This window comes from Catellatospora tritici, assembly GCF_019083965.1.
Classification (GTDB): Bacteria; Actinomycetota; Actinomycetes; order Mycobacteriales; family Micromonosporaceae; genus Catellatospora; species Catellatospora tritici.
This window is the reverse complement of record NZ_JAHRCY010000004.1, coordinates 42,917-62,495: the sequence shown is the minus strand read 5'-3', so window position 1 is coordinate 62,495 and position 19,579 is coordinate 42,917. Positions and strand designations below refer to the sequence as shown.

Annotated in this window: 13 protein-coding genes and 1 pseudogene; 6 read left to right on the top strand and 8 right to left on the bottom strand. The window is 68.0% G+C overall.

The features are described from left to right. Positions 1 to 12: 12 nt before the first annotated feature. The 6 genes from KUA19_RS10165 to KUA19_RS10140 all read right to left on the bottom strand — a co-directional run bounded on the left by KUA19_RS10165 (position 13) and on the right by KUA19_RS10140 (position 9,007). Positions 13 to 3,171, bottom strand: a complete 3,159-nt coding sequence (locus tag KUA19_RS10165; protein WP_217395934.1) for an FG-GAP repeat domain-containing protein — start codon at positions 3,169 to 3,171, stop codon at positions 13 to 15. A gap of 471 nt (positions 3,172 to 3,642) precedes the next feature. Continuing rightward, on the bottom strand, positions 3,643 to 4,050 hold the full coding sequence (locus tag KUA19_RS10160) for a hypothetical protein (RefSeq protein ID WP_217395933.1): 408 nt from the start codon (positions 4,048 to 4,050) through the stop codon (positions 3,643 to 3,645). A gap of 942 nt (positions 4,051 to 4,992) precedes the next feature. Then, on the bottom strand, positions 4,993 to 5,196 hold the full coding sequence (locus KUA19_RS10155; RefSeq protein ID WP_217395932.1) for a cold-shock protein: 204 nt from the start codon (positions 5,194 to 5,196) through the stop codon (positions 4,993 to 4,995). 209 nt (positions 5,197 to 5,405) lie between these two features. Further along, on the bottom strand, positions 5,406 to 5,630 hold the full coding sequence (locus KUA19_RS10150; protein ID WP_217395931.1) for a hypothetical protein: 225 nt from the start codon (positions 5,628 to 5,630) through the stop codon (positions 5,406 to 5,408). 1,420 nt (positions 5,631 to 7,050) lie between these two features. Further along, positions 7,051 to 7,341: a helix-turn-helix domain-containing protein gene (locus tag KUA19_RS10145; protein WP_217396321.1), complete on the bottom strand. Its 291-nt coding sequence runs from the start codon at positions 7,339 to 7,341 to the stop codon at positions 7,051 to 7,053. A gap of 1,369 nt (positions 7,342 to 8,710) precedes the next feature. After that, on the bottom strand, positions 8,711 to 9,007 hold the full coding sequence (locus KUA19_RS10140; RefSeq protein WP_217395930.1) for a MerR family transcriptional regulator: 297 nt from the start codon (positions 9,005 to 9,007) through the stop codon (positions 8,711 to 8,713). Positions 9,008 to 9,609: 602 nt separating this feature from the next. Here KUA19_RS10140 and KUA19_RS10135 point away from each other — a divergent pair. From KUA19_RS10135 to KUA19_RS10110, 6 genes and pseudogenes are all read left to right on the top strand, one after another. After that, positions 9,610 to 9,948 carry an STAS domain-containing protein gene (locus tag KUA19_RS10135; protein ID WP_217395929.1) on the top strand — a complete coding sequence of 113 codons (339 nt, stop codon included), beginning with the start codon at positions 9,610 to 9,612 and terminating at the stop codon, positions 9,946 to 9,948. Positions 9,949 to 11,130: 1,182 nt separating this feature from the next. Next, positions 11,131 to 12,228, top strand: coding sequence for a hypothetical protein (locus KUA19_RS10130; protein ID WP_217395928.1), 1,098 nt, complete (start codon positions 11,131 to 11,133; stop codon positions 12,226 to 12,228). A gap of 107 nt (positions 12,229 to 12,335) precedes the next feature. Beyond that, a pseudogene (locus KUA19_RS10125) lies at positions 12,336 to 12,659 on the top strand (transposase); the annotation flags it as partial. Between the two features lie 1,190 nt (positions 12,660 to 13,849). Continuing rightward, complete coding sequence (locus KUA19_RS10120; protein WP_217395927.1) at positions 13,850 to 14,290, top strand: hypothetical protein; 441 nt, start codon at positions 13,850 to 13,852, stop codon at positions 14,288 to 14,290. Next, a complete protein-coding gene (locus tag KUA19_RS10115) occupies positions 14,259 to 14,573 on the top strand; it encodes a transposase (protein ID WP_302498973.1) in 315 nt (104 codons plus the stop codon). The genes KUA19_RS10120 and KUA19_RS10115 overlap by 32 nt, the downstream gene beginning before the upstream one ends. A gap of 73 nt (positions 14,574 to 14,646) precedes the next feature. After that, entirely contained in the window at positions 14,647 to 15,597 is a 951-nt protein-coding gene (locus KUA19_RS10110) for a TolB-like translocation protein (protein WP_217395925.1), read from the top strand. A 91-nt stretch (positions 15,598 to 15,688) separates the two neighbouring features. On the opposite strand, the gene rph is transcribed toward KUA19_RS10110, so the two are convergent. Continuing rightward, positions 15,689 to 18,316, bottom strand: coding sequence for a rifamycin-inactivating phosphotransferase (gene rph / locus KUA19_RS10105; protein WP_254549173.1), 2,628 nt, complete (start codon positions 18,314 to 18,316; stop codon positions 15,689 to 15,691). Positions 18,317 to 18,604: 288 nt separating this feature from the next. After that, the gene (locus KUA19_RS10100; protein ID WP_217395923.1) at positions 18,605 to 19,549 is read right to left on the bottom strand and encodes a helix-turn-helix domain-containing protein; all 945 of its coding nucleotides are present in this window, start codon (positions 19,547 to 19,549) and stop codon (positions 18,605 to 18,607) included. Positions 19,550 to 19,579: the final 30 nt, after the last annotated feature.

Genomic DNA, 19,579 nt, shown 5'->3' with positions numbered 1-19,579 from the left:
CTCCTCTCGGGCCTAGACGATCGGGGTGAACCGGGACCAGTTGAGGCCGCCGGTGAGGGTGTTGGAGTCCCAGCGCAGGACGTCGGTGGCGAAGGTCGACCCGTTGCCGTAGAAGACCCGCAGTTGGGTGCGGTTGGTCGCGGCATCGGTGTTGACGAAGCTGCCGAAGTCGGCTCGGCCGTCACCGTTCGCGTCGCCCACGAACGACTTGAGCTGGTTGGCGTCGCCCTGCGTGGCGGGTACACCGGTCTCGCCGATGGGGCCCAGGCCGGGACCGGCGAAGCTGAAGAGCTTGTAGAAATTGTTGCCGTAGTAGTAGAGGGCGCTGATGTCGTCCTTGCCGTCGCCGGTGAGGTCGCCGCCGAACCAGGCGGTCATGTTGGGCGAGCACCAGTCGGGCGGCTCGGTGTGGAAGACCAGCGTGGGCCAGTTCATCGCGGTGCCGGTCGAGGTGTACCTGAAGACGCTCGTCACGCAGTTGCCGTAGTCGTAGATCACGGCGACCCCGGCCTTGCCGTTGCCGTCGAAGTTGCCCGATACGGCGCGCATCCGGTTCCAGTCGAAGTTGCCGACGCCGGAGTCCCACCAGATCTGGGGCAGGCCGAAGCCGGTGCCGTCGGCCTTGGCGGGGAAGACGAACAGGCGGGTGAGCTGGTTGGGGTACTTGTAGAAGAGCCCGATGTCATCCTTGCCGTCACCGGTGTAGTCGCCGGTGAAGACCTTGTTGCCGACGTTGGCGAAGCACCAGTTCCCGGCGCCGGAGTCCCACAGCGGGCCGGAGGAGGCCGAGAATCCGTTGCGGGTGCCCGTCCACCAGTAGAGCGTCATCCGGCAGTTGCCCTCGTCGCGGAACGCCGCCAGGTCGGTGACGCCGTCGCCGGTGAAGTCGCCGTTGACCCGCGTCGAACCCGCGGGCAGCGCACCGGCGTCGTGCACGATCGGGGTGACCGGCTGGTAGTAGCCGGAGCCGTCCGCCTTGGACACGAACGTCATGAACTGCGACTGGCCGTTGCCGAGGTCGTAGTAGCCGGTGATGTCGGCCTTGCCGTCGCCGGTGACGTCGCCCTTCACATGCGTGACCGTGGCCGGCGCGTTGGCCCGGAACTGCCGGGTGCCGCCCCCGTCGGGCGCGCTGACCGGCAGCGGTGACCGGTTGCCCGCCGCGTCGACCGCGACGACGGTCAGGAAGTTCTTGTTGAGCCCGGACACCACCGGCACGATCGGCAGTTGCGCGGTGCCGTCGGCCGCCGCCTGGATGTAGGTCGTCGGCGCCTGCTCGGCGGCGCCGATGCCGTAGTAGTAGGCGACGATGTCGGTGTCGCCCGGCGCGGGCGTCGCCGTCACCGTGCCCGGCCGCCCGATCGTCGCCGTCGTCGGCGGGTTCGCCGGGAAGACGGGCAGGTCGGTCGAGGTCAGCGTCGGCTGTCCGGGTACGCCGTTGTCGACGGCGAACTGGCACCACGCCGAGGTGCCGCCACTGTCGGTGCCGTCGAAAGCGTGCACCCGCCAGCGGATGCTGTGCCCGGCGGGCAGGGAAGCCGCCGGGACGGTGACGTCGAAGGTGTGCGGCGGGTTGAACCCGGGGGTGTCGGCCATGATGTGGGACAGGCCGGTGGTCACGTCCTGCCATTCGTACCTGGCCACCAGGACGTCGGCACTGTCGTTGTCGGTCAGCGTGGCCCGCAGGTGCACCCCGTTGGTGGTGCCGATGTGGGGCTGCTGGGCCACGTCACCGGTGTGGCATGCCACCGTCTGCGAGGTGCCGACCGTGGTCAGCGCGCTCGGCGCCGGGGTGACCGGGTAGGAGTTGTAGTTGATGACGAGCCAGGTACTGCCCGGGTCGAACTTCTTCCACCGGTCGGTGGCGGTCTCGTTGAGACCGTTCGGTCCCTTGGCCGACAGGCCCAGCGTCACGGCCGACACCCCGGCGTTGGCCCACTCCTGGACCTTGGTCTGCAGCACGTTGTTGAAGTGCATCGGCAGGTCCGGCTGCGGGTCGTTGGCGCAGCCCGTGCCGCCGCTCGGCTTGTGCGCCATGCCCCACTGCTCGTCCAGCCACTGGTTCAGAGCGGGGCTCCAGCCGACCCTCGTGCCGTTCACCCCGGCGGTGATGGCGCTGGTCCAGTAGAGGCTCACGGGGGTGCCGCCGCACGAGTAAGAGTGCGTCAGCAGCGTGTCGAAGCTGGTGGCGATGATGCGCGCCCCGGCGGTGCCGGCCATCGGGAACTCGAAGAAGGAGCGGTAGGTGCCGCTGCCGTCCGGGTTCTGGCCGACGCGGGCGATGCCGTCGTTGCGGTCGCTGTTGGAACTGTCGGCGTACGCCCACCGGTTGCGACCCGCGATCTGCGGGTCGACATAGACCGGGAACGTCAGCGCCGGATCGTCGAGTGCCGCCGCGTCCGGCTCCAGCACCAGCTGGTTGCCCGCGACCGTGGTGCGCACCGCGGCGTTGCGGGCGGTGTCGCCGGGTCCGGCCGCGGACGAGCCGGTGCCGGTGGAGTCCCACATCGTGGCTCCGCCCGCCGACAGCAGCACCTCGCCGGCGCGCGAAACGACCTCGGCGGAACCGTCGCCGCGTTTTTGCAGCGTAGGGCCACCGACAGTCAGCGCGACCCGGGTCAGCTGCCGCAGCGCGGCGGCGTCGCGGGCGACCAGGACATAGGTGAAGCCGGTACGCAGCGCACGTACCCGCAGGTCGACGCCCGGCCGGACAGCGGCGTAGACGGCCGCGTCGCCGTCGATCGTCGGGGTCGGCAGGGGCGCCGGCCAGGACAGGGTCAGGTCGCCGCCCTTCGTGCGCAGGCTCACCAGCGGCGCGGTGCCGCCGCCGGAGAGGGCCAGCGGCTGCGCCACCATGGCCGGTACGAGCGCGCCGTCGGCGCGTCGGCGCAGCCGGGTGTCGATCGCCGCCCAGGTACCGTCGGACTGCTTGACCCGCTGCGGCACAGCGGAGATCCGCATCGTGTAGGTGCCGTCGGGGTTGGCGTAGGTCTCCGCCTGCTCGGTGCGCTTGCCGGTGACCTCCACCCGTACGTGGCAGGCGCGGGCGCTGGCGACGGCGGTTCGCTCGTCGGCGGCGACCGCCGATACGCCCGCGCACGACGCCGTGGGTGCCGCGGACACCGGCAGCGGGTTGGCAGCCGTCGTCGTCGCCACCAGGGCGGGCAACATCAGGCTGAGGAGAGTTCGATGCTTGGTGAATCGTCGGAACACGGTCCCTCTTCCCCGTTGGGTGACAGAACACCGTGGACAGTAGGGAGGAGCACCGGATCATTCGCTGTACGTCGATCGAGCATCGTCATCGCAGCTCAGGCGCCACCGAAGGATGCCCACCGGCAGTTGCGGCGGCAGATTCCGGAAAGGACGTTCACGTGCGGCCGGAGGGTGGTCGGGCCAGCCGCCCGGAACCTCTCACGGGGTGACACGGCTTCCGCCACGGCCGGTCCTGACGGGCCGCCTGCCGTTTACGCCGACGGCACCGCTACGCGACGATCCTGATCGACGTCGAGAGCCGCAGGCGGGTTGACGTGCTGCCTGACCACCTCGGACTTGGAGCGCCGGACGAGTCGACCTGTACGCCGGATTTTGTTGGCGGTGTCCACCCACTCGTCCTTGTGCGCTCGGAGCACGGCAGCGCCGGATCTATGTGCGGTAGGTCAAGTCGGGCTTGACGGCGTATCGACGATTGACATCGCCGAACACGTAGCAGAACGCGGCCTTGTACGTGCGCCTGAAGTGGTCGACGCAGCCCTTTCCGACGTTGAGCAGTTGGGCAGGCGTGCCGGCCGCGACGACCGCGACGTTTGCCTGGCCTCCCTTTACATTCTTCGTCACCGACAACTCGCGCACGTTGTCCGGCCCGAACTGCAGTGCGGCTGGTGCGGCGGGCGACGCCGCCGCGGTCTGTGACGGCGCAGCCGCGGTGGCTTCGATGGACGGTCGCACCGATGGGCGCGCCGTGGGGCCGTCCGTGCTCGCTGCGGTAACCCCTCCGGCCGGATCGCCGCATCCAGACAGCGCCAGGACAGCAGCGGCCAACAACGATGTCATCCGAGGAAGGTTCACAAGAGCATCATGGTGGACGCCTAGTCGGCTCCGGAGCCGCTGAACGCATACTCCTGTCACCTTGCCGACAGCGCCCCACCGCCCGACGGGACGACCGGGAGCGCGAGGCAAGACCGGCAGTGGACTCTGAGCGGCACTGTCGCCAGTGTGGCATCTCGCGCCCGCCACAGAGGAGGAACACGCCTCCATGGGGGCGTGGTGGACCTGGTCATCGCCAGCGGCAAACGGCTCGGCCGGTCGCCCACCGTCGCCGGTGGACCGGATATGGCAGCAGCCGAAACGCATTCACGCGTTCAGGCGATAGTCGCGCCTGGCTCGGCAGACTCAGTTGCGTCGGCGTCGTCGGACCCGTCGCCGTGGTCCGTATGCTCCAGCATGCCGTCGAGGTCGGCCAGTTCCGGGTCCCGACGTCGCTTCTCGTAACGCTAGGGCGACCGGCGTTTGGCTGCTGCAGGTATCGCCAGTGGTTGTTCTATGAGCTCACACTGACTGGGCGGCCATCTTCACTGTCCGCTGTGGCACCGTGTCGGTTGCGATAGTGAACGGGTAGCGCAGTCGATGCATCGCCACCTCATCGCAATCGGATGCACGAGGCGCGGGCCTCTGTTCTTCCGTGGTGGGCGGAGCGAGGAACGGTGCTATGCGACCGAAGGCCGCAGCGGGGGTGGGGCTCCAGAGCGGAGCGCCCGCGACTGGCTGCCGGTCGTGGCTGAAGCCGCCGGGGGCGGTCGGCGGGTGGGTGGTGCGCGGGCGCGGTGACGTGGTGATCACGGTCATGTGATGCCTTCCTCGAACGGCACGTCGCAAAGAAGGCACGGGCCGCAGGCCACGGGACATCGCAAGAACGAACCTGATCAAATGATGATAGATGAAACGCCGAACGGCGGCCTGCTGAACCAGTCAGACCGCCGTTCGGGAAAGCGTGGATCAGAGCGAGCGGATGGCCGACGCCTGGGGGCCCTTCGGGCCCTGGGTGATGTCGAACTCCACGCGCTGGTTCTCGTCGAGGCTGCGGAAGCCGTTTGAGGAGATCGCCGAGAAGTGGGCGAAGACGTCGGCGCCGCCGTCGTCCTGGCTGATGAAGCCGAAGCCCTTGTCGGCGTTGAACCATTTCACGGTACCTGTAGCCATGTCTGCTCCTTCGCAGGCTGTTGGGGCCGCACTGTGCGGTCCCACGCCGCCGCGTTGATCACCCGCGTCGGAAACGACACAAACGAAAAAAGCGCCTGTATGGTCTTGGTTAGACCACCAGGCGCCGAAACGTCTACGGAAATCAAAACTGCAACTCGGTTACCGTAGCACACGATCGTTCGTTCGTCAGCACCATGCGCGCTGCTCCGTCACAGCACCGCACCGCGAGGCGCGACTTCGATGGCTGCGACTCCTCGGCCGTAGAGCACGACAAGCCGATCACCGTGTTTGGTGAGCAGCACTCCCGAATCCTGTGCCAGTGTCGAGGTCACGTGTTTCACCAGCTCGTCCACGTCGGGCAGGTCTGGGTTGTCGTACGTGACATCCACGCGGTCGCCGCCGATTAGCCGTACGCGTAGCACCGTGGTTGCCATGTCATAGACGCTAGTCGAGTGAGGATGCCGGCGACAGTCGAGCTTTCGCGGCTCCTCGATCAACTCGCGCAGCCGGACGTACCAACGTGCAACCGCCGCTGTAGGTCGCAGGTCGCCGACACCTGCGAGGCGCCTAGATGGGTCACACCCGGACGCGCATATGACACGAGACGGGGTCGAGTCGGTCCTTGCCGAGTGGGAGCCAGGTCCATCGCTGGCATCGGCTTGCAGAGTCGGCGGCGTCAGCGCTGCGTTCAGTGCGCGTAGAGTGGGCGGCGGATCATTTCGTCAACATCGTTGGCGGGCCAGCGCCCACAGGGCGCGCTGCCAGTCTCGGCAGTGTCCACAGGACAACTCCGAGGTTGGAGGGCCGAGCGTTGGCAGACCACCACCCGATCGCCCCCCCGACACTTCAGTGTGCGGACCGACAACGCCGCGTCCGCTACAGGCGACGCCCAGCGCCGCCGGGCATCCGATCATGATCGGAGCGTAGCGGGCGTCCGATGGCAGATCTTCCCCCTCGGTCGGCAGCCCTTCGAGAAACGTCCGCCCCGGGCACAACCAGGCGCGGCGTCCCGCCAGCGATCAAGCCAGGGTCATCAGCTTTACCCTTGCTGGGAGCAACAGCCGATTCCGCAGGGCTGCGCAGGAAGGCCCCAATCCGGCTGGCCCGATCGGGCACGCCGACACCACAGAAGAAGGACAAGACATTCGTGTTAGCCCCGCCCACGTTCTCTCCCCCACTGTTGCGTGAGCCCGTCAAGACCCTCCGCGAAAGAGGGGCTGACAGTTTCCACGCCTCGCTCGCCGCGGTCTTGGCCACCGGACTGGAGAATGCTCTTGAAGCGGGTGACCACCCGAGAGCAATCAGCTTCATCAACCGCGGCTTCGCGGAGGGAAGTCCGCAGCTGGGCTGCGAGCTGCTCTGCCGGGCAATGGCGGTCGTCGGGACAGCCCGGACTTGGACCGTACAGCTCGCGTCCCTACGGTAACCGTGGCTGCCTGGATTGACGCAGACCGCCGTGCTGTGATCGCTGCGGCTGCACGAATAGCGTCCGGCGTTCCACGACGCCCTCACCGATCTTAATCTTCAATCGGGTGTCGATGCTGTCCAATGCCGCTCAATGCATCGAGTGCAGCTGGAACGCGGCCGGAGCTCCTCGTTCTGCTACACGCCCCACCCGGTGGGGCGTGTAGCCGGACCAGTCGACTTGATAGTCCGGCTGTCAGCTGGCGGCGACGTCGACAATCCGCACCCCGTAGGCCCCACCGCGTCCGCCCCCCGGCTCAGCTCACGGTCGACGCCATCCGCTCGCTACTGCGCCGATGATGATCGCTATGCCGTGACGGTACGGTCGGCTCGATGACCCGCGGACACGGATGCCTACCTGGCCGACGTCCGCCAGACGCGCCGCGGTGCTCACCCGGAGCCGGGACCTTGGGCCCGGTTGAGGCGCAAGGCTTCCTCGAGCTGGTCTTCGAGAATGATGATGCGGCAGGCGGCGTCGAGGGCGGTGCCCTGGTCGACAAGCTCGCGGGCGCGGGCGGCCAGGCGCAGCTGGTAGCGGGAGTAGCGGCGACGCCCCCCGGCGGAGCGCTGCGGGGTGATCAGTTTCGCCTCGTCCAGGCTGCGCAGAAACCCCGGTGTGGTGCCGAGCATCTCCGCGGCCCGGCCCATGGTGTAGGCGGGGTAGTCGTCGTCGTCGAACATGTCCTGCGGTTTTGACTCATTCACACCTTCGTGACGAGGGCCCCGGCGCGGAAGCGCCGGGGCCCAGGGTTACGGGGTAGAACACCATCACCGGCTAACAGCGCCGGTCTGTCGTATCCGCACCGGCTGCCGTGAACGGCGCCAGGCGCGAGGATCGCGTAAGCGTGACCGAGACCACCTTTCGTACGGATGGAAACAGCGGCGACCGGCAGACTCAACAAACAGCCTGCAACGGGCGATCCAACGGTGTACCTGCCCTCCCTTTCCTCTGCTTTCCACTTACCTTGCTGTCGTGCGATCCGCCGGCGCTGGAGCCCCACGCAACTTCATGGCCCCACCACGTACGGCGGACTGTCGAACCCAGGCGAAGCCCCAAACCGCTTCCTGGCCTCGCCTGCTGACACCCGGTGGTACTACCCGGGCTGTACCCGTACTGCCACTTGCCTACTTCCGCCGGTGCCGGAGCCCCACTCGACTTCGTGGCCCCACGCACGTACGGCCCATCTCTTGCCCCGGTGAAACCCTGAAAAACCTGGCCTCACCGGCTACACCCGGGCCCAACCGCGACCCGGTACTGCTGTTCGGTACTGCTCGGGCGGTGCCGTGAACGTGCTCGGCGCCAGCTCCGCGTTGGTCCAGTACCCGCATGGGCGGGCAATGTTTCGTCGGCGTCTTTATGTTCCTTCGTTGACTCCAGGAACTCTAACGAACGACTCTGCGGATGTCTACTACGGCCACCACATATTTTCTGGCGGCCTGCCGTGAAGGTCGTTGCGACTGGTGCGCCACGTTCTCGGTCCTGCGTGTTCCGCTGGCACCGAGGGCCACGTCGTCAGCGAGCACGTCACCGGCACTGAGCCAGATGATCGAGGGCCGGTGCCGCGATTGTGACTCGTGGACATGATCCGCAGTTCCTGCGTACGACGTCTGTCGGCCCGCAGCAAGGGCCGGGACCTCGTAAGCTTGCCTGCTGCGGGGTCGACGGCGTCGGGGCAGACCCGGCCGCGAAAGAGCGCGCCATCCGGCGTGGTCTGACGCCCGTCCGTAACGGGTAGGACTGCGGCGTGGCCAGCGGCGATCGTGATCCTGCCAGTTGACGAGCGGCCCGGAGACGGCCGAGAACTTGACGGCGTCCTGGATCGCTTCAAGGAACTCACTACCCGCGCCGGACGGGAGATCGCCGCACTACAGGCCACCATTGCGCAACTCGCCCGACTTTGCGCGGAGATCGAGCAGCACGGCCGGCGCTGGAATACGGCGCCGGCGTCCACTGGCCCGGCAATTCGCTCGCCGCAGTCCCGCGGGGCCGAGGGTCGGGCGGATCGCCACAAGGCACTGCGTCGAGATCAGGAGGCCCTGAGCAATCGGGTCAGGAGTGCTGCAGGTGGCGGCGGGCTTCCTGAAGTTCGTCTTGTAGGGCGATGATGCGGCATGCCGCCTCCAAGCCGATACCCTGGTCAACCAGTGCGCGGGCGCGGGCAGCCAGGCGCAGTTCGTGGCGGGTGTAGAACCGGTGTCCGGCGGCGGAGCGTTGTGGATTGATCAGGTTCATCTGGTCGAGGCTGCGCAGAAAACCGCGCGTCGTGCCGAGCATCTCGGCGGCCCGGCCCATCGTGTAGGCGGGGTAGTGCTCGTCTGTCAATCTGTCGTCCGGGTTTTGGCCCATTCTCACCTCCATGACGAGGGCCCCGGCGCGGAAGCGCCGGGGCCCAGGGTTACGGGTCGAACACCATCCACCGACCAACCGCGTCGGCTTGTCGTCACGCACCGGCCGACCAGCGGCTCATAGGGTGCGGGGATCGCGTAAGCGTGACCGCAGACCACCTCCGACACGACGGGGTGCTGCGGTAATCCGCCCGACCAGGATTCAGGTCGATCGCGGGCGATCCAGTGGTGTTACGGCCCTCCCTTTCCTCTGCGTCCTCTGCCACTTGCTTCTCGATCCGCCCGCAGCGCTCTGGTGGCCACCGGCCTCCGGACCTGAGGCGGATCTGCGTACTCAGGCGGAGACCTGAACCTGCTTAGTCCCCACCTGCCGTGCTGGAGCTTGATCCGCGTCCTGCGCACTGCCGTGGTGTGTGGCAACTGGTTCTGCCTCACGTCTGGCGCCGTAGGACGGGCCGTCGCCGCCGTCTCACCGACTCAATTGATAGCAGCAGAAACGTTAGCCAAGAATGGAGAGCAAGTCTAGTGTGGCCAGGCTAGATTTTTTGCACTGCCGCTCGTAACCTGTGCATCCGTGACACGACGCGCGGGAGGGTGGTTCGGGTGACACTGCAGATCACGACGGACGTCGACCAGAGCGGCGTCGCCATCCTCGGCGTCGTCGGGGACATGGAGGACGGTGCCGACCTCACCGCTGCCATCACCGCAACCCTCGACACACACCAGGTCACACAACTTGTCGTCGACCTCGCACGGGTCTCGTCGCTCGCCACGGCAGGCTTGGACGCCCTACTGCGCGGCCGGGCAGCAGTCCTGCAGGCCGGCGCGGCCTTCCGGGTCATCCGCCCCCAACACCCGGTGCGCCGAGTTCTGGACCTCACCGGCACCTGTCAACTCCTCACCCGCGGACTCGCGACCGCATCCGAACCGACCGGCGCCTAGCCCCCACCTCGCGATGGAACCCCCGAGGCTGTCCGGGTTCTGGCAGACGAACCACTCGTGCCTGGCGGTCGCCTGCCGCACGCTGCCGACAGGGTCGTCGGTCATCCACCGCCAACCAGGCCACGCCGACCACGGCCGTGGCACCCCTCGCCAAGGCGATCCCGAGGACTCCGGAGCCTCCAGCGTCGCCATCACCATGGGCTGCGGCGACGGGAGCCCTACTTCTCCCGCCAGACTCACCTGGATTGGGAAGTCGATGACCCTGCCGGGCAGAGGGTCGATGCCGTGTGCCCCATCTGCGACGAGATCCGAAACAGGCCGAGGCACTGGTCATGGATCTCCTCCTGCCGGCACGCATCTCAGGACATCCGCTTAGGGGAGCAGGTTGGTGCCAGCCTCCACCCGCCTGGGTGTACCGAGACGCGACCCCACGAGCCGGAGAAATCGGCAGCTGAACAGCGGAAACACGGTGGAGGCGCAGGTCCATCTCGATGGCGGGATACATCCTTAAACTGCTCCCCATTCGGTCGCCTGGTCATAGCCGCTGACCTGCCCATCGGCTAGCGTCCAGTCGTCACGACCTGCTAGTCGCGCTGGCGTTCCCACGGTCTATCGGGATGCCAGCGTGGTGAAGATCCTGGGAAACACCCAAGTTACGATGCGAGCGTGCCAGCTTTCGAGAAGTTGGACGACGTCCTGTCCGTGGTTTCGGTCGGCACGTCGGGCGGGATCGTCGGTCAGGACCAGGTTGAACTCTTACGACAGCTAACCTCGCTCTTTCATGAGCGCCGGGCCGCATAGCCGATCATGAAAGCGAAAGTGCCTCTCATCTGGAACGATAGGACCGGTCTAGGGTTCACAACCGTTGCAGGAGAGGCACTTTCCGCGTGCACACTACTTTTGTCTCGCCTCAAGCTCGCCGTCACGGCCGACTGGCTCTGTTGGTGAACGATGGCCCCATCTACGTGCCATCGCTGGCCCCACGGTCTCGACACTGGGATTCGTGCGAGCGAGAACTGGCCCCACCGAGGCCAGCAGGCATCGCCGACATTTCGACGTTACGCACGGTGACGACCGAGGTTCCTGGTCGGCGATCGGTCGTACCAGACTGCCCACAGGATCGCGACAGCTCCGTATGTACGTGGCGGTCAGTTCGGCGGGCTGACCCGTAGGATCCCGGACGTGTCCGACCTTGCAGCCCGGTTCGCCCAGCTCGCTTCCGAGTACCACTCCCGAAAGAGAGCGGCGACCGCGCTCGTTAGGCGCTGGGAATGGTACACCTGGCCAGGCCTTGATCTTCGGCCGTTGCACTTCGAACGGGAACTGCTCAAGGCCGGCCGCCGCCTGGACGCCCGACCGCCGGTCGATCGGGATGTACTGCGCATCGGGTTCGACGCCGAGGGCCGTGCGGCGGTGACCGAGCGGTACAGCGGCTTTCTTCACGGCCGTCTGCACTACGAGACGTTCCTCCGCCACGACGGTGACGTGGTCGAGGCGGCGCACTTCGACACGGACGGGCCAATCTACCTGCACGAGTACCGCTTCGTGGACGGGTCGATGCGCTCGGCCGACATGGTCGCGCGGCGCGGTTCAGGGCGGGAGGCGTACGAATATACAGACGGGAGGATCAGCCGCGTCGAGATCGAGCACGACGGCCGGGCGCGTTCGGTCCTTACGGCCGAGCACGATGACCGCGGCCTGGTCCGTGTCGTCGAGGTCATGGGGCGTCGGTCGGAGGTGCGCTATGAGCGGCCGCCGGCCGGATTCGACCTCGTCGCGGCGTGCCGCACTATCGAGGATGCATTACTTACGCTGATCCCGGACGCCGTGGCGCGCCTGGCGGTCGATGGCCCCGCCGCCTGTGTCGCGCTTAGCTATACCCGATCGAACGCGCTGTGCTTCGATGTAGCCGCAGCCACGGAGGACGAACGCGGCGCCCTGGCGGCGATCGACGTCCATGCCGCATGGTCGCCGGAGGACTTCGATGCCAGTACCTACGTCGACATCGACGACGCAGGATCGGTGCAGCTGGTACGACAGGAACTCGCCCTGCTCGATGCCGACGACCTCGCCGCCGCCGCCGGATCAGAGGTCGGCCGGCGGCTGTTGTGCGCGGCGGCGGCACGGCTCAACCTCCGCGACTGGTCAGACACCCTGCCGATCGCCGACGACTTCGTGGTGTACCCGGTAGACCTTGAGCTGGTCGACCTGGAGCGGAACCTGGCCGACTGCCTGCCGCCAGACCGACTCACCCGGCTACGCAAGCGCGGCCTCCTGTGACCGACCTTGGCGACGCCGGACCACCGTATCCGCGCATCGGCACATCCGAAGGCGCTGGCTCTCGGCAGTAACGCCACCCCCGCGAGCAGTCACCGTCAGTAACTAGCGCCCGCGTCGAGGACCGGATCCGCTGCGGCAAGACCACCGGCATCGGCCGCCTGCCCTCGCGCGTGTTCGCGATCAACGCCGCCTGGCTCGAACTGGCATTGACCGGCTGCGACCTGCTCACCTGGACCCAGCGCCTACTCCTGGACGGCGAAATCGCCCGCGCCGAACCCCGCAGGCTGCGCTACCAGATCCTGCACGTCGCCGCCCGCATCACCCACGGCACGCGACGCGTCTACCTGCGCATCCACGCAACCTGGCCCTGGGCCGCCGACCTGGCCACGGCGTTCGCCCGCCTGGCCACACTCCCCAGACCCGCGACCTGATCAACGCCATTCAGATCTCGCCCCCGACAGGACACGGAGAAACCCGGCCGTAGCCTAAAGGAAGCCAGCGGGGGCGCCTTCCCCGCGAATGTCGGCCTCTGTCGCGATCCGCAGGACTTCCTGGAGCGCGGCCGCGACCGCGATCTGGAAGGACTCTTTCGGAGGTAGCGGCTGCGGGTTCAGCTCTGCCAGGCTGCGGGAGAGCGGTTCACGCTGGATCTCATTCCAAGGCGAGAGGATTTCTTCTCCGACTGGAATGTCGGAGGTTTTCGGTAGCTTCCCGGTCTGTGACGACGGGCAAGAGGCACAGGATCACGGCGGCCGAAGCTGAGGCTGCGGCAGCAAGAGCGGGCCTGGAGCCGAACTCGCCATATCCCGGCCATACGAAGGAGTTGTGGCTCTGTCGGTGTCGGTGCGGCGGCGAGATCAGAACGTCGTATAACAAGGTGCTGCGCGCGTTACGTGAGGAGCGCCTTCTAGGATGCCGTCCATGTGGCGACGTGAATATGCGTACAGCGAGGCGGATCGCGCCAGATGTAGCTGAGGCTCAGATGATTGCAGCTGGCGCCCTCCCCTTAGTCCTGTATCCGGGATCCGACACACCCTGGCTGTGCCAGTGCATGACCTGTCGGCGAGAGATCACTCCAACTTTGCACAACGTCGCACGCCAGAGTGCGTGCGCGTACTGCACGGGGCACAAGGTAGACGTCGACGAGGCATACGAGCTCATGATCGCGTTTGGCGGAGTGGCGCCAGTCGTGGCGTTCCCCGGCTCCGACGAGCGGTGGACGTGTGAGTGCCTACGGTGCCACCGCCACGTAGAGCCGTCGTACACGAGCGTGAAGATGGGCCGGGGCGGGTGCCGCTTCTGCGCTGATCGCGCGGTCGACCCTGCGGTAGCGGACAACGTCATGCGCTCTGCCGGCCTGATTCCGCTTGTCGATTATCCGGGGTTCAACAAGGCGCCGTGGAAGAGCGAGTGCACCGGCTGTGCAGAGATTGTCTTCCCTTGCTACAACCTTGTTCAGCAGGGAGGGGGCGGCTGTCGGAGCTGTGGCATTGTGCAGTCAGGTCTCTCCCGACGCATACCTGAGTCGCGAGCGCGAGCTGTCATGCTCGCCGCCGGTTTAGAACCTCTGGATCCCTATCCGGCAGGTAGATTTCCATGGCGAAGCAGGTGTCAGGGCTGCATGAATGTGGTCCGGCCCACATACCACAACGTGAGCCACGGCCAAGGCGGATGCTGGTATTGCTCGCCGCGGTCCGACCCGAACGAGCCGGGCATCGTCTACCTCGTTTACTCCACGCTGCACGACGCGATCAAGGTCGGAATCATGGCGGCGAGATCGGGTCGCCTCGATCAGCATCGGCGAAATGGCTGGATGCCGTGGCGCGACGACGACGCCGTCACGGGCATCTGGAACCTGCCCACAGTCTTGTTAGCGCGGACCGTCGAGCGGGAGATCCTCTCGTGGTGGCGTGACGACATGCAGATACCTCCAGCCGTCTCCTGGTCTGATATGCCACAGGCCGGAGCGACAGAAACCGCCTCAGCGACCCTCGCGGACCCGGCAGGCACCGCTGGCCGCATCGCCCGCCTTGTGGCAGCTATCGTCCATAACAGACGATGATCTCGCGATAATTCGTCGATATGACCTTTCGGATGACGAGTGGCAGTTGCTGGCCAGGTACCTGCCACGTTCGGTGACCGGTGGTAGCCGCAGGTCGGAGGATCGGCTCGTGCTGAACGGGATCGTGTGGACGATCCGTGCGGGTGCGGCCTGGCATGACGTACCGGAGCGGTACGGGTCCTGGCAGACGCTCTACACCCGCTTCCGCAGGTGGGCGTTGGACGGCACGTTCGCGGCGAAGGGAACCGGGGTCGGCGCGTCCCGCCCAAGTTGTCTATCCTGACTCGCGACGCGGGGTCGGCCTTCCGACCAGGAGCGGCGACGTCCCCGTGCGATACCGACCACGGGGAGCAGACATGGCACGGCAGCAGCCGCGCACCCGCGCGACGCGCCCTCGGGCGCTCCTCACGACGCTGGCGGCGGCCGTCGCCGTCTCGCTGGCCGCCTGTGGCGGCCAGTCGCCCGCGGCGGACCCGGTGACCGAGCCCTCGCTGTCCACCCTCGCGGGCACGCCGCAGCAGCTCGCCGGCGGCTGGCAGGTCGTCGCCGGTACGGGCACGGTGCTCGACCGGGCGCAGCGCCGCTACGTGCCGCTGGACCTGCCCCCGAACAGCCAGCTCGACCCGACCGGCCGGCGTTATGCCGTCGAGGACGACACCGGTGTGACGATCGTCGAGCTCGCCGCGGGCGCGCAGATGTTCGTCGACCACCAGGGCGCCAACCTGCAGCTGTGGCTCGAGAGCGGCCTGCGCTGGTCTCCGGACGGCAACCGCCTGGTCGGCATGCTCCTTCGCAAGGAGCCCTTCGCGATCGGATTCGCGGTGATCGACGCGAAGACGGCGAAGCTCACCGAACACTGGATCGATCACAGCGCCTACGACTGCAGCTTCTGCGCTTTCACGTTCACCCGGGACGGCCGCGAGGTCGCCCTGTCGCTCGCCGACCGGTCCGGCGGCGAGGCACACGAGTACACGCGAGCCGTGCAGCTGTTCGACGCGGCCACCGGCGCACCGACCCGCACGGTGCCCACGCGGGTCTTTCCCGACGGCCCGTTCGCCTGGTCGCCCGACGGCACCCGGCTGGTCGGCCGCCGCGACGTCCACGTCTCGGCATACGAGCTGGTCGACACCGCCACCGGCGAGGGCCGACCGTTCCCGGGCGCCGCCGTGTGGGCCACCGACGGCCTGCTGCTGTCCGGCACCGGTGACATGGTGGAGACGCTGCGCCCCGACGGTGGCGTCGTCGCGCGGGCCACCCTCGCGGACCCGCTGCACGGCCCGGTCACCCTCGGTCCCTCCCCGTCCTGAGCCGCGGAACTCGTCTGATCGCGGAACTCATCTGATCGGCGTCGTCCTGGCTGCTGGACATCGGCGGATGAAGCTTCCCCGGCGTGCTCGGTCAGGACAGGATCTCGAGGTATCCGTGGGTTCCGTGCACGCGGATCCGCTGGCCGTCGAGGATCAGCCGGGTGGCGTCCACCACGCCGACGACAGCCGGCAAGCCGTACTCCCGTGCGATCACCGCGCCATGGGTCATCAGGCCGCCCACCTCCGTGACCAGGCCTGCGATCGCCACGAACAGCGGTGTCCAGCTGGGGTCCGTGTACGCCGTGACCAGGATGTCGCCCGCTTCGAGGTCGGCCTGCGCCAGGTCCAGGATGACGCGGGCCCGCCCTTCGACGACCCCGGCGGAGACCGGTAGGCCGACCAGGGCGCCGGTCGGCACGTCGTCGCGTCGGTACGCCCCGGTGACGGCCTCGCCGTCCGAGGTGAGCACCCGGGGCGGCGTGAGCGCTTGATACGACGTGAACGCGTCCTTGCGGCGGCGGATGAGCTGATCGTCCACGTGATTCGTCCGCGCGACGTCGCGGAGCTCCGGGAACGTCAGGTAGAAGAGGTCTTCCCGCTCGCGGAGCACGTCGGCCCGCACGAGGCGGTCGGCCTCATTCAGCAGGGCCTGCTTGTACACGAAGTAGCGGCTGACCATGCCGTACTTCGGGTACTCCCGGTACCCGATGAAGGTCCGCACCCGGTCGATCATCCGCTTGGCCTCTTCGGACTTGCGCTCCCCGTCCGGCAGGGCCCGCAGTCGCCCCAGCACGTCCTGTTCCTTCGCCCACGCCTCCCGCCGCCCCTGCTCGAAGCGCCGCGCGCCGGCGCCGGGCTCGAAGTTCTTGATGTTGCCGAGGATCAGGGGCACGAGCGTGGCGGGGCGCTCGCGCCAACGCGGCCGCGTGATGTCGATCTCGCCGACGCAGCGCATGCCGTACTTCTCCAGCCACGCCTCGATGGCGGCTCGCGCTTGCGGCCCGCCCGAGAACTCGGCCAGCCCGTCCAGGAATCCCCCGTCCTCGACGTGGTGTAGAAACGCGACCACCTCCGGGTGCGGGCGGATCGCGTCCGCGACGTCCAGCAGCGCCAGCCCCATCTCCGAGGTGACGTTGTGGGGAACAGACTGCGTGAGCGTGTCAGCAGCGTTCTTCTCCCCCAGCCACGCCTGCAACCGATCGTTGAGCCACCACACGGCCTCCATCGCCGACATGAACACCTGATGGCTCCGCGGATCGAACAGGATCCGCCGCAGCTCCTGCAGGTCCGCCTGGATGAAGTCGAGCAGCGCCGCTCCGGACAACGTCGCGATGTCGCGTTCCAACGCCGCGATCGATGCCTGGCTGTGCTCGATCAGCTCGGTGACGATGGCCGGATCGGTCTCGATCGGATCCGGCGCACCGCCGAACAGCGGCCCGGGGGCACCCTCGTCCGGCAGCGTCCGGATGAAGCCGTCGCGCTCGAGGATGGTCTGCAGCGCGTCCCCGGTCAGCGGATCGGATCTCCCCAGGGCCTCCAGGAGACCGGCCCGGCTCGCCGGGGTGGCCAGCCTCTGGGTGACGTCGACGAACAGGCGGCCGCCTGCCTCGGCCATGGGCGCGGGGGTCGTCATCTGCCAGAAGGACAGCCCGAGGGGCCTCATGGGGTCGGTCATCATCTGCTGGTGACCGACCGAGACATAGACGTGGTTCTCCCGGTCGCGGGACTCGGGGATGGGAAACAGCGTGGTGATCGGTCGGCTCTGCACGATCCGGAAGTCGTCGTCGATGAGGCACCATTCGATGTCCTGGGGGCGGCCGAAGTGCGCTTCGATCCGCCGCCCGATGCGCACGAGCCGCACGGCCTGCGCATCCGTCAGCGCCGGGTGTTCCTGCCGCCGCGCGTCGATCGCCACTTCCCGCGTCCCGCCCGCCGGCAGTGCCTGAATGGCACGCTCTTTGGTGGCGATCACCTTGGCGACGACTTCGTCGTCGCGCACCCTGAAGACGTCGGGATTCACCCGGCCGGAGACCAGGGCCTCACCGAGGCCGAAGCTGGCGTCGACGGTGGCGACCCTCCGGTTGCCCGTCACCGGGTCGGCCGTGAACAGAATGCCCGCCGCGTCCGGGAAGACCATCTGCTGCACCACCACGGCCATGTGGACCTTCCGATGGTCGAAGCCGTTGCGCAGGCGATAGGTCACGGCCCGCTCGGTGAACAGTGACGCCCAGCACCGGCTGACATGCCGGAGGATCGACGACGGCCCCACGACGTTCAGGTACGTGTCCTGCTGGCCGGCGAAGGAGGCCGTCGGCAGGTCCTCGGCCGTCGCACTGGATCGCACGGCGTAGGCGGCCTGCTCGCCGAGCCGGGCCAGGGCGCGGGTGATCGCCGCCGCGAGATCGTCCGGGATGGCGATCTCCTCGATGGTCCGGCGGGTCTCCGCGCTGAGCGTGCGGATCGCCTCCCGGTCGTCCGGGTTCAGGCGCGACAGCCGATCGAGCCGGTCGTCGATCGAAGGCGCTTCCGCCACGATCCGCCGAAACGCGCCGGTCGTCACGCAAAAGCCGGACGGCACGCGGACGCCCTCGATCCGCGACAGCGCCCCGAGGTGGGCGGCCTTGCCGCCAACGACGGCAACCTGCGTCTGGTCGACCTCTTGAAGACCCAACACGTGCTGTTCAGTCACCGCGACACCGCCCCGGCGGTCATGCTCCATCGCACTGCGGCGGCCGATCCGAGCACCGGCTCCGTCCGCCGCATCGCCAGTCCCACCAACGGTTCCTCACCGTGTCCCGCATAGGTCGACAACAACACACACACGACGACTGCCCCCATGTCTTGGTCCGTTCCTGGTCCGGCCGCCGATTCTGCGGCACCACCCGGGTCTTGCCACAAGCCCCCCAGCCTGCTATACGTTGAAGGTGGCAAGGAGTGAACTCTCCTTGCCATTACCTTTGTCGTCACCGGGCACTGACGACCTGCCAGCCGCAGCGTCGCCCAGGGATCAGCGGGTACGGGTGCGGAACGTGCGGCGGTAGGCATCCGGGGGCACGCCGACCGTGCGATTGAAGTGCCTGCGTAGCGTGGTGGCGGTGCCCATGCCGGTCGCCGCCGCGATGGCGTCCACCCCGGCGTCGGTCTTCTCCAGCAGCTCCTGCGCGTGGCGGATGCGCTGGTGCAGCAGCCACTGCAGCGGGGTGGTGCCGGTCGCCGCCTTGAAATGGCGGCCCAGGTGGCGGGAGCTCATCCGGGCCTGACGGGCCAGCTCCGCCACGGTCAGCGGCTGGTCGAGCCGCTCGACGATCCACGGCAGCAGGGCGGCCAGCGGGTGGTCGTCCCGGGCGGGCACCGGGGTGGTGACGAATTGGGCCTGGCCGCCGGCTCGGTGCGGCGGCACGACCAGGCGGCGGGCGGCGATGTTGGCGACCGACGAGCCGTGGTCGAGCCGGATGAGGTGCAGGCACAGGTCCAGCGCGGCGGCCTTGCCCGCGGCGGTGAGCACTCGGCCGTTGTCGACGTAGAGCACGTCCGGATCCACTTCCACCAGCGGATGGCGGGCGGCCAGCTCCTCGGTGTGCGCCCAGTGCGTGGTCGCCCGTCCGCCGTCCAGCAGACCGGCGGCGGCCAGCACGAACGCGCCCGTGCAGAGGGACGCCACGCGGGCGCCCGCCGCGTGGGCCGCGCGCACCGCGTCGACCAGCTCCGCGGGCGGGTCCACGGCGACATCGGCCCAGCCCGGCACGATCACGGTATCGGCGTCCCGGAGCCGGTCGAGCCCGGCGTCGGGCTCCAGCAGAAACCGGCCGACCCGCACGGCGGCCGGACCGCAGACGGTGACGTCGTACCAGGGCACTGTCACGCCGTCCGGCGCGGAGCCGAAGACCTCGTACGCCAGGGACAGCTCGAACTGCAGCATCCCCTCGGTGGCGGCCAGTGCGACAGTGCCCATGTCCGAAATTGTATGGGAGATGGCGTTCCA

What these genes read in the sequence shown, in the direction of transcription:
- KUA19_RS10165 (WP_217395934.1), bottom strand. Translation starts at nt 3,171, where the DNA reads ATGTTGCCCGCCCTGGTGGCGACGACGACGGCTGCCAACCCGCTGCCG.
- KUA19_RS10160 (WP_217395933.1), bottom strand. Translation starts at nt 4,050, where the DNA reads ATGACATCGTTGTTGGCCGCTGCTGTCCTGGCGCTGTCTGGATGCGGC.
- KUA19_RS10155 (WP_217395932.1), bottom strand. Translation starts at nt 5,196, where the DNA reads ATGGCTACAGGTACCGTGAAATGGTTCAACGCCGACAAGGGCTTCGGC.
- KUA19_RS10150 (WP_217395931.1), bottom strand. Translation starts at nt 5,630, where the DNA reads ATGGCAACCACGGTGCTACGCGTACGGCTAATCGGCGGCGACCGCGTG.
- KUA19_RS10145 (WP_217396321.1), bottom strand. Translation starts at nt 7,341, where the DNA reads ATGTTCGACGACGACGACTACCCCGCCTACACCATGGGCCGGGCCGCG.
- KUA19_RS10140 (WP_217395930.1), bottom strand. Translation starts at nt 9,007, where the DNA reads ATGGGCCAAAACCCGGACGACAGATTGACAGACGAGCACTACCCCGCC.
- KUA19_RS10120 (WP_217395927.1), top strand. Translation starts at nt 13,850, where the DNA reads ATGAATGTGGTCCGGCCCACATACCACAACGTGAGCCACGGCCAAGGC.
- KUA19_RS10110 (WP_217395925.1), top strand. Translation starts at nt 14,647, where the DNA reads ATGGCACGGCAGCAGCCGCGCACCCGCGCGACGCGCCCTCGGGCGCTC.
- rph (WP_254549173.1), bottom strand. Translation starts at nt 18,316, where the DNA reads ATGGAGCATGACCGCCGGGGCGGTGTCGCGGTGACTGAACAGCACGTG.
- KUA19_RS10100 (WP_217395923.1), bottom strand. Translation starts at nt 19,549, where the DNA reads ATGGGCACTGTCGCACTGGCCGCCACCGAGGGGATGCTGCAGTTCGAG.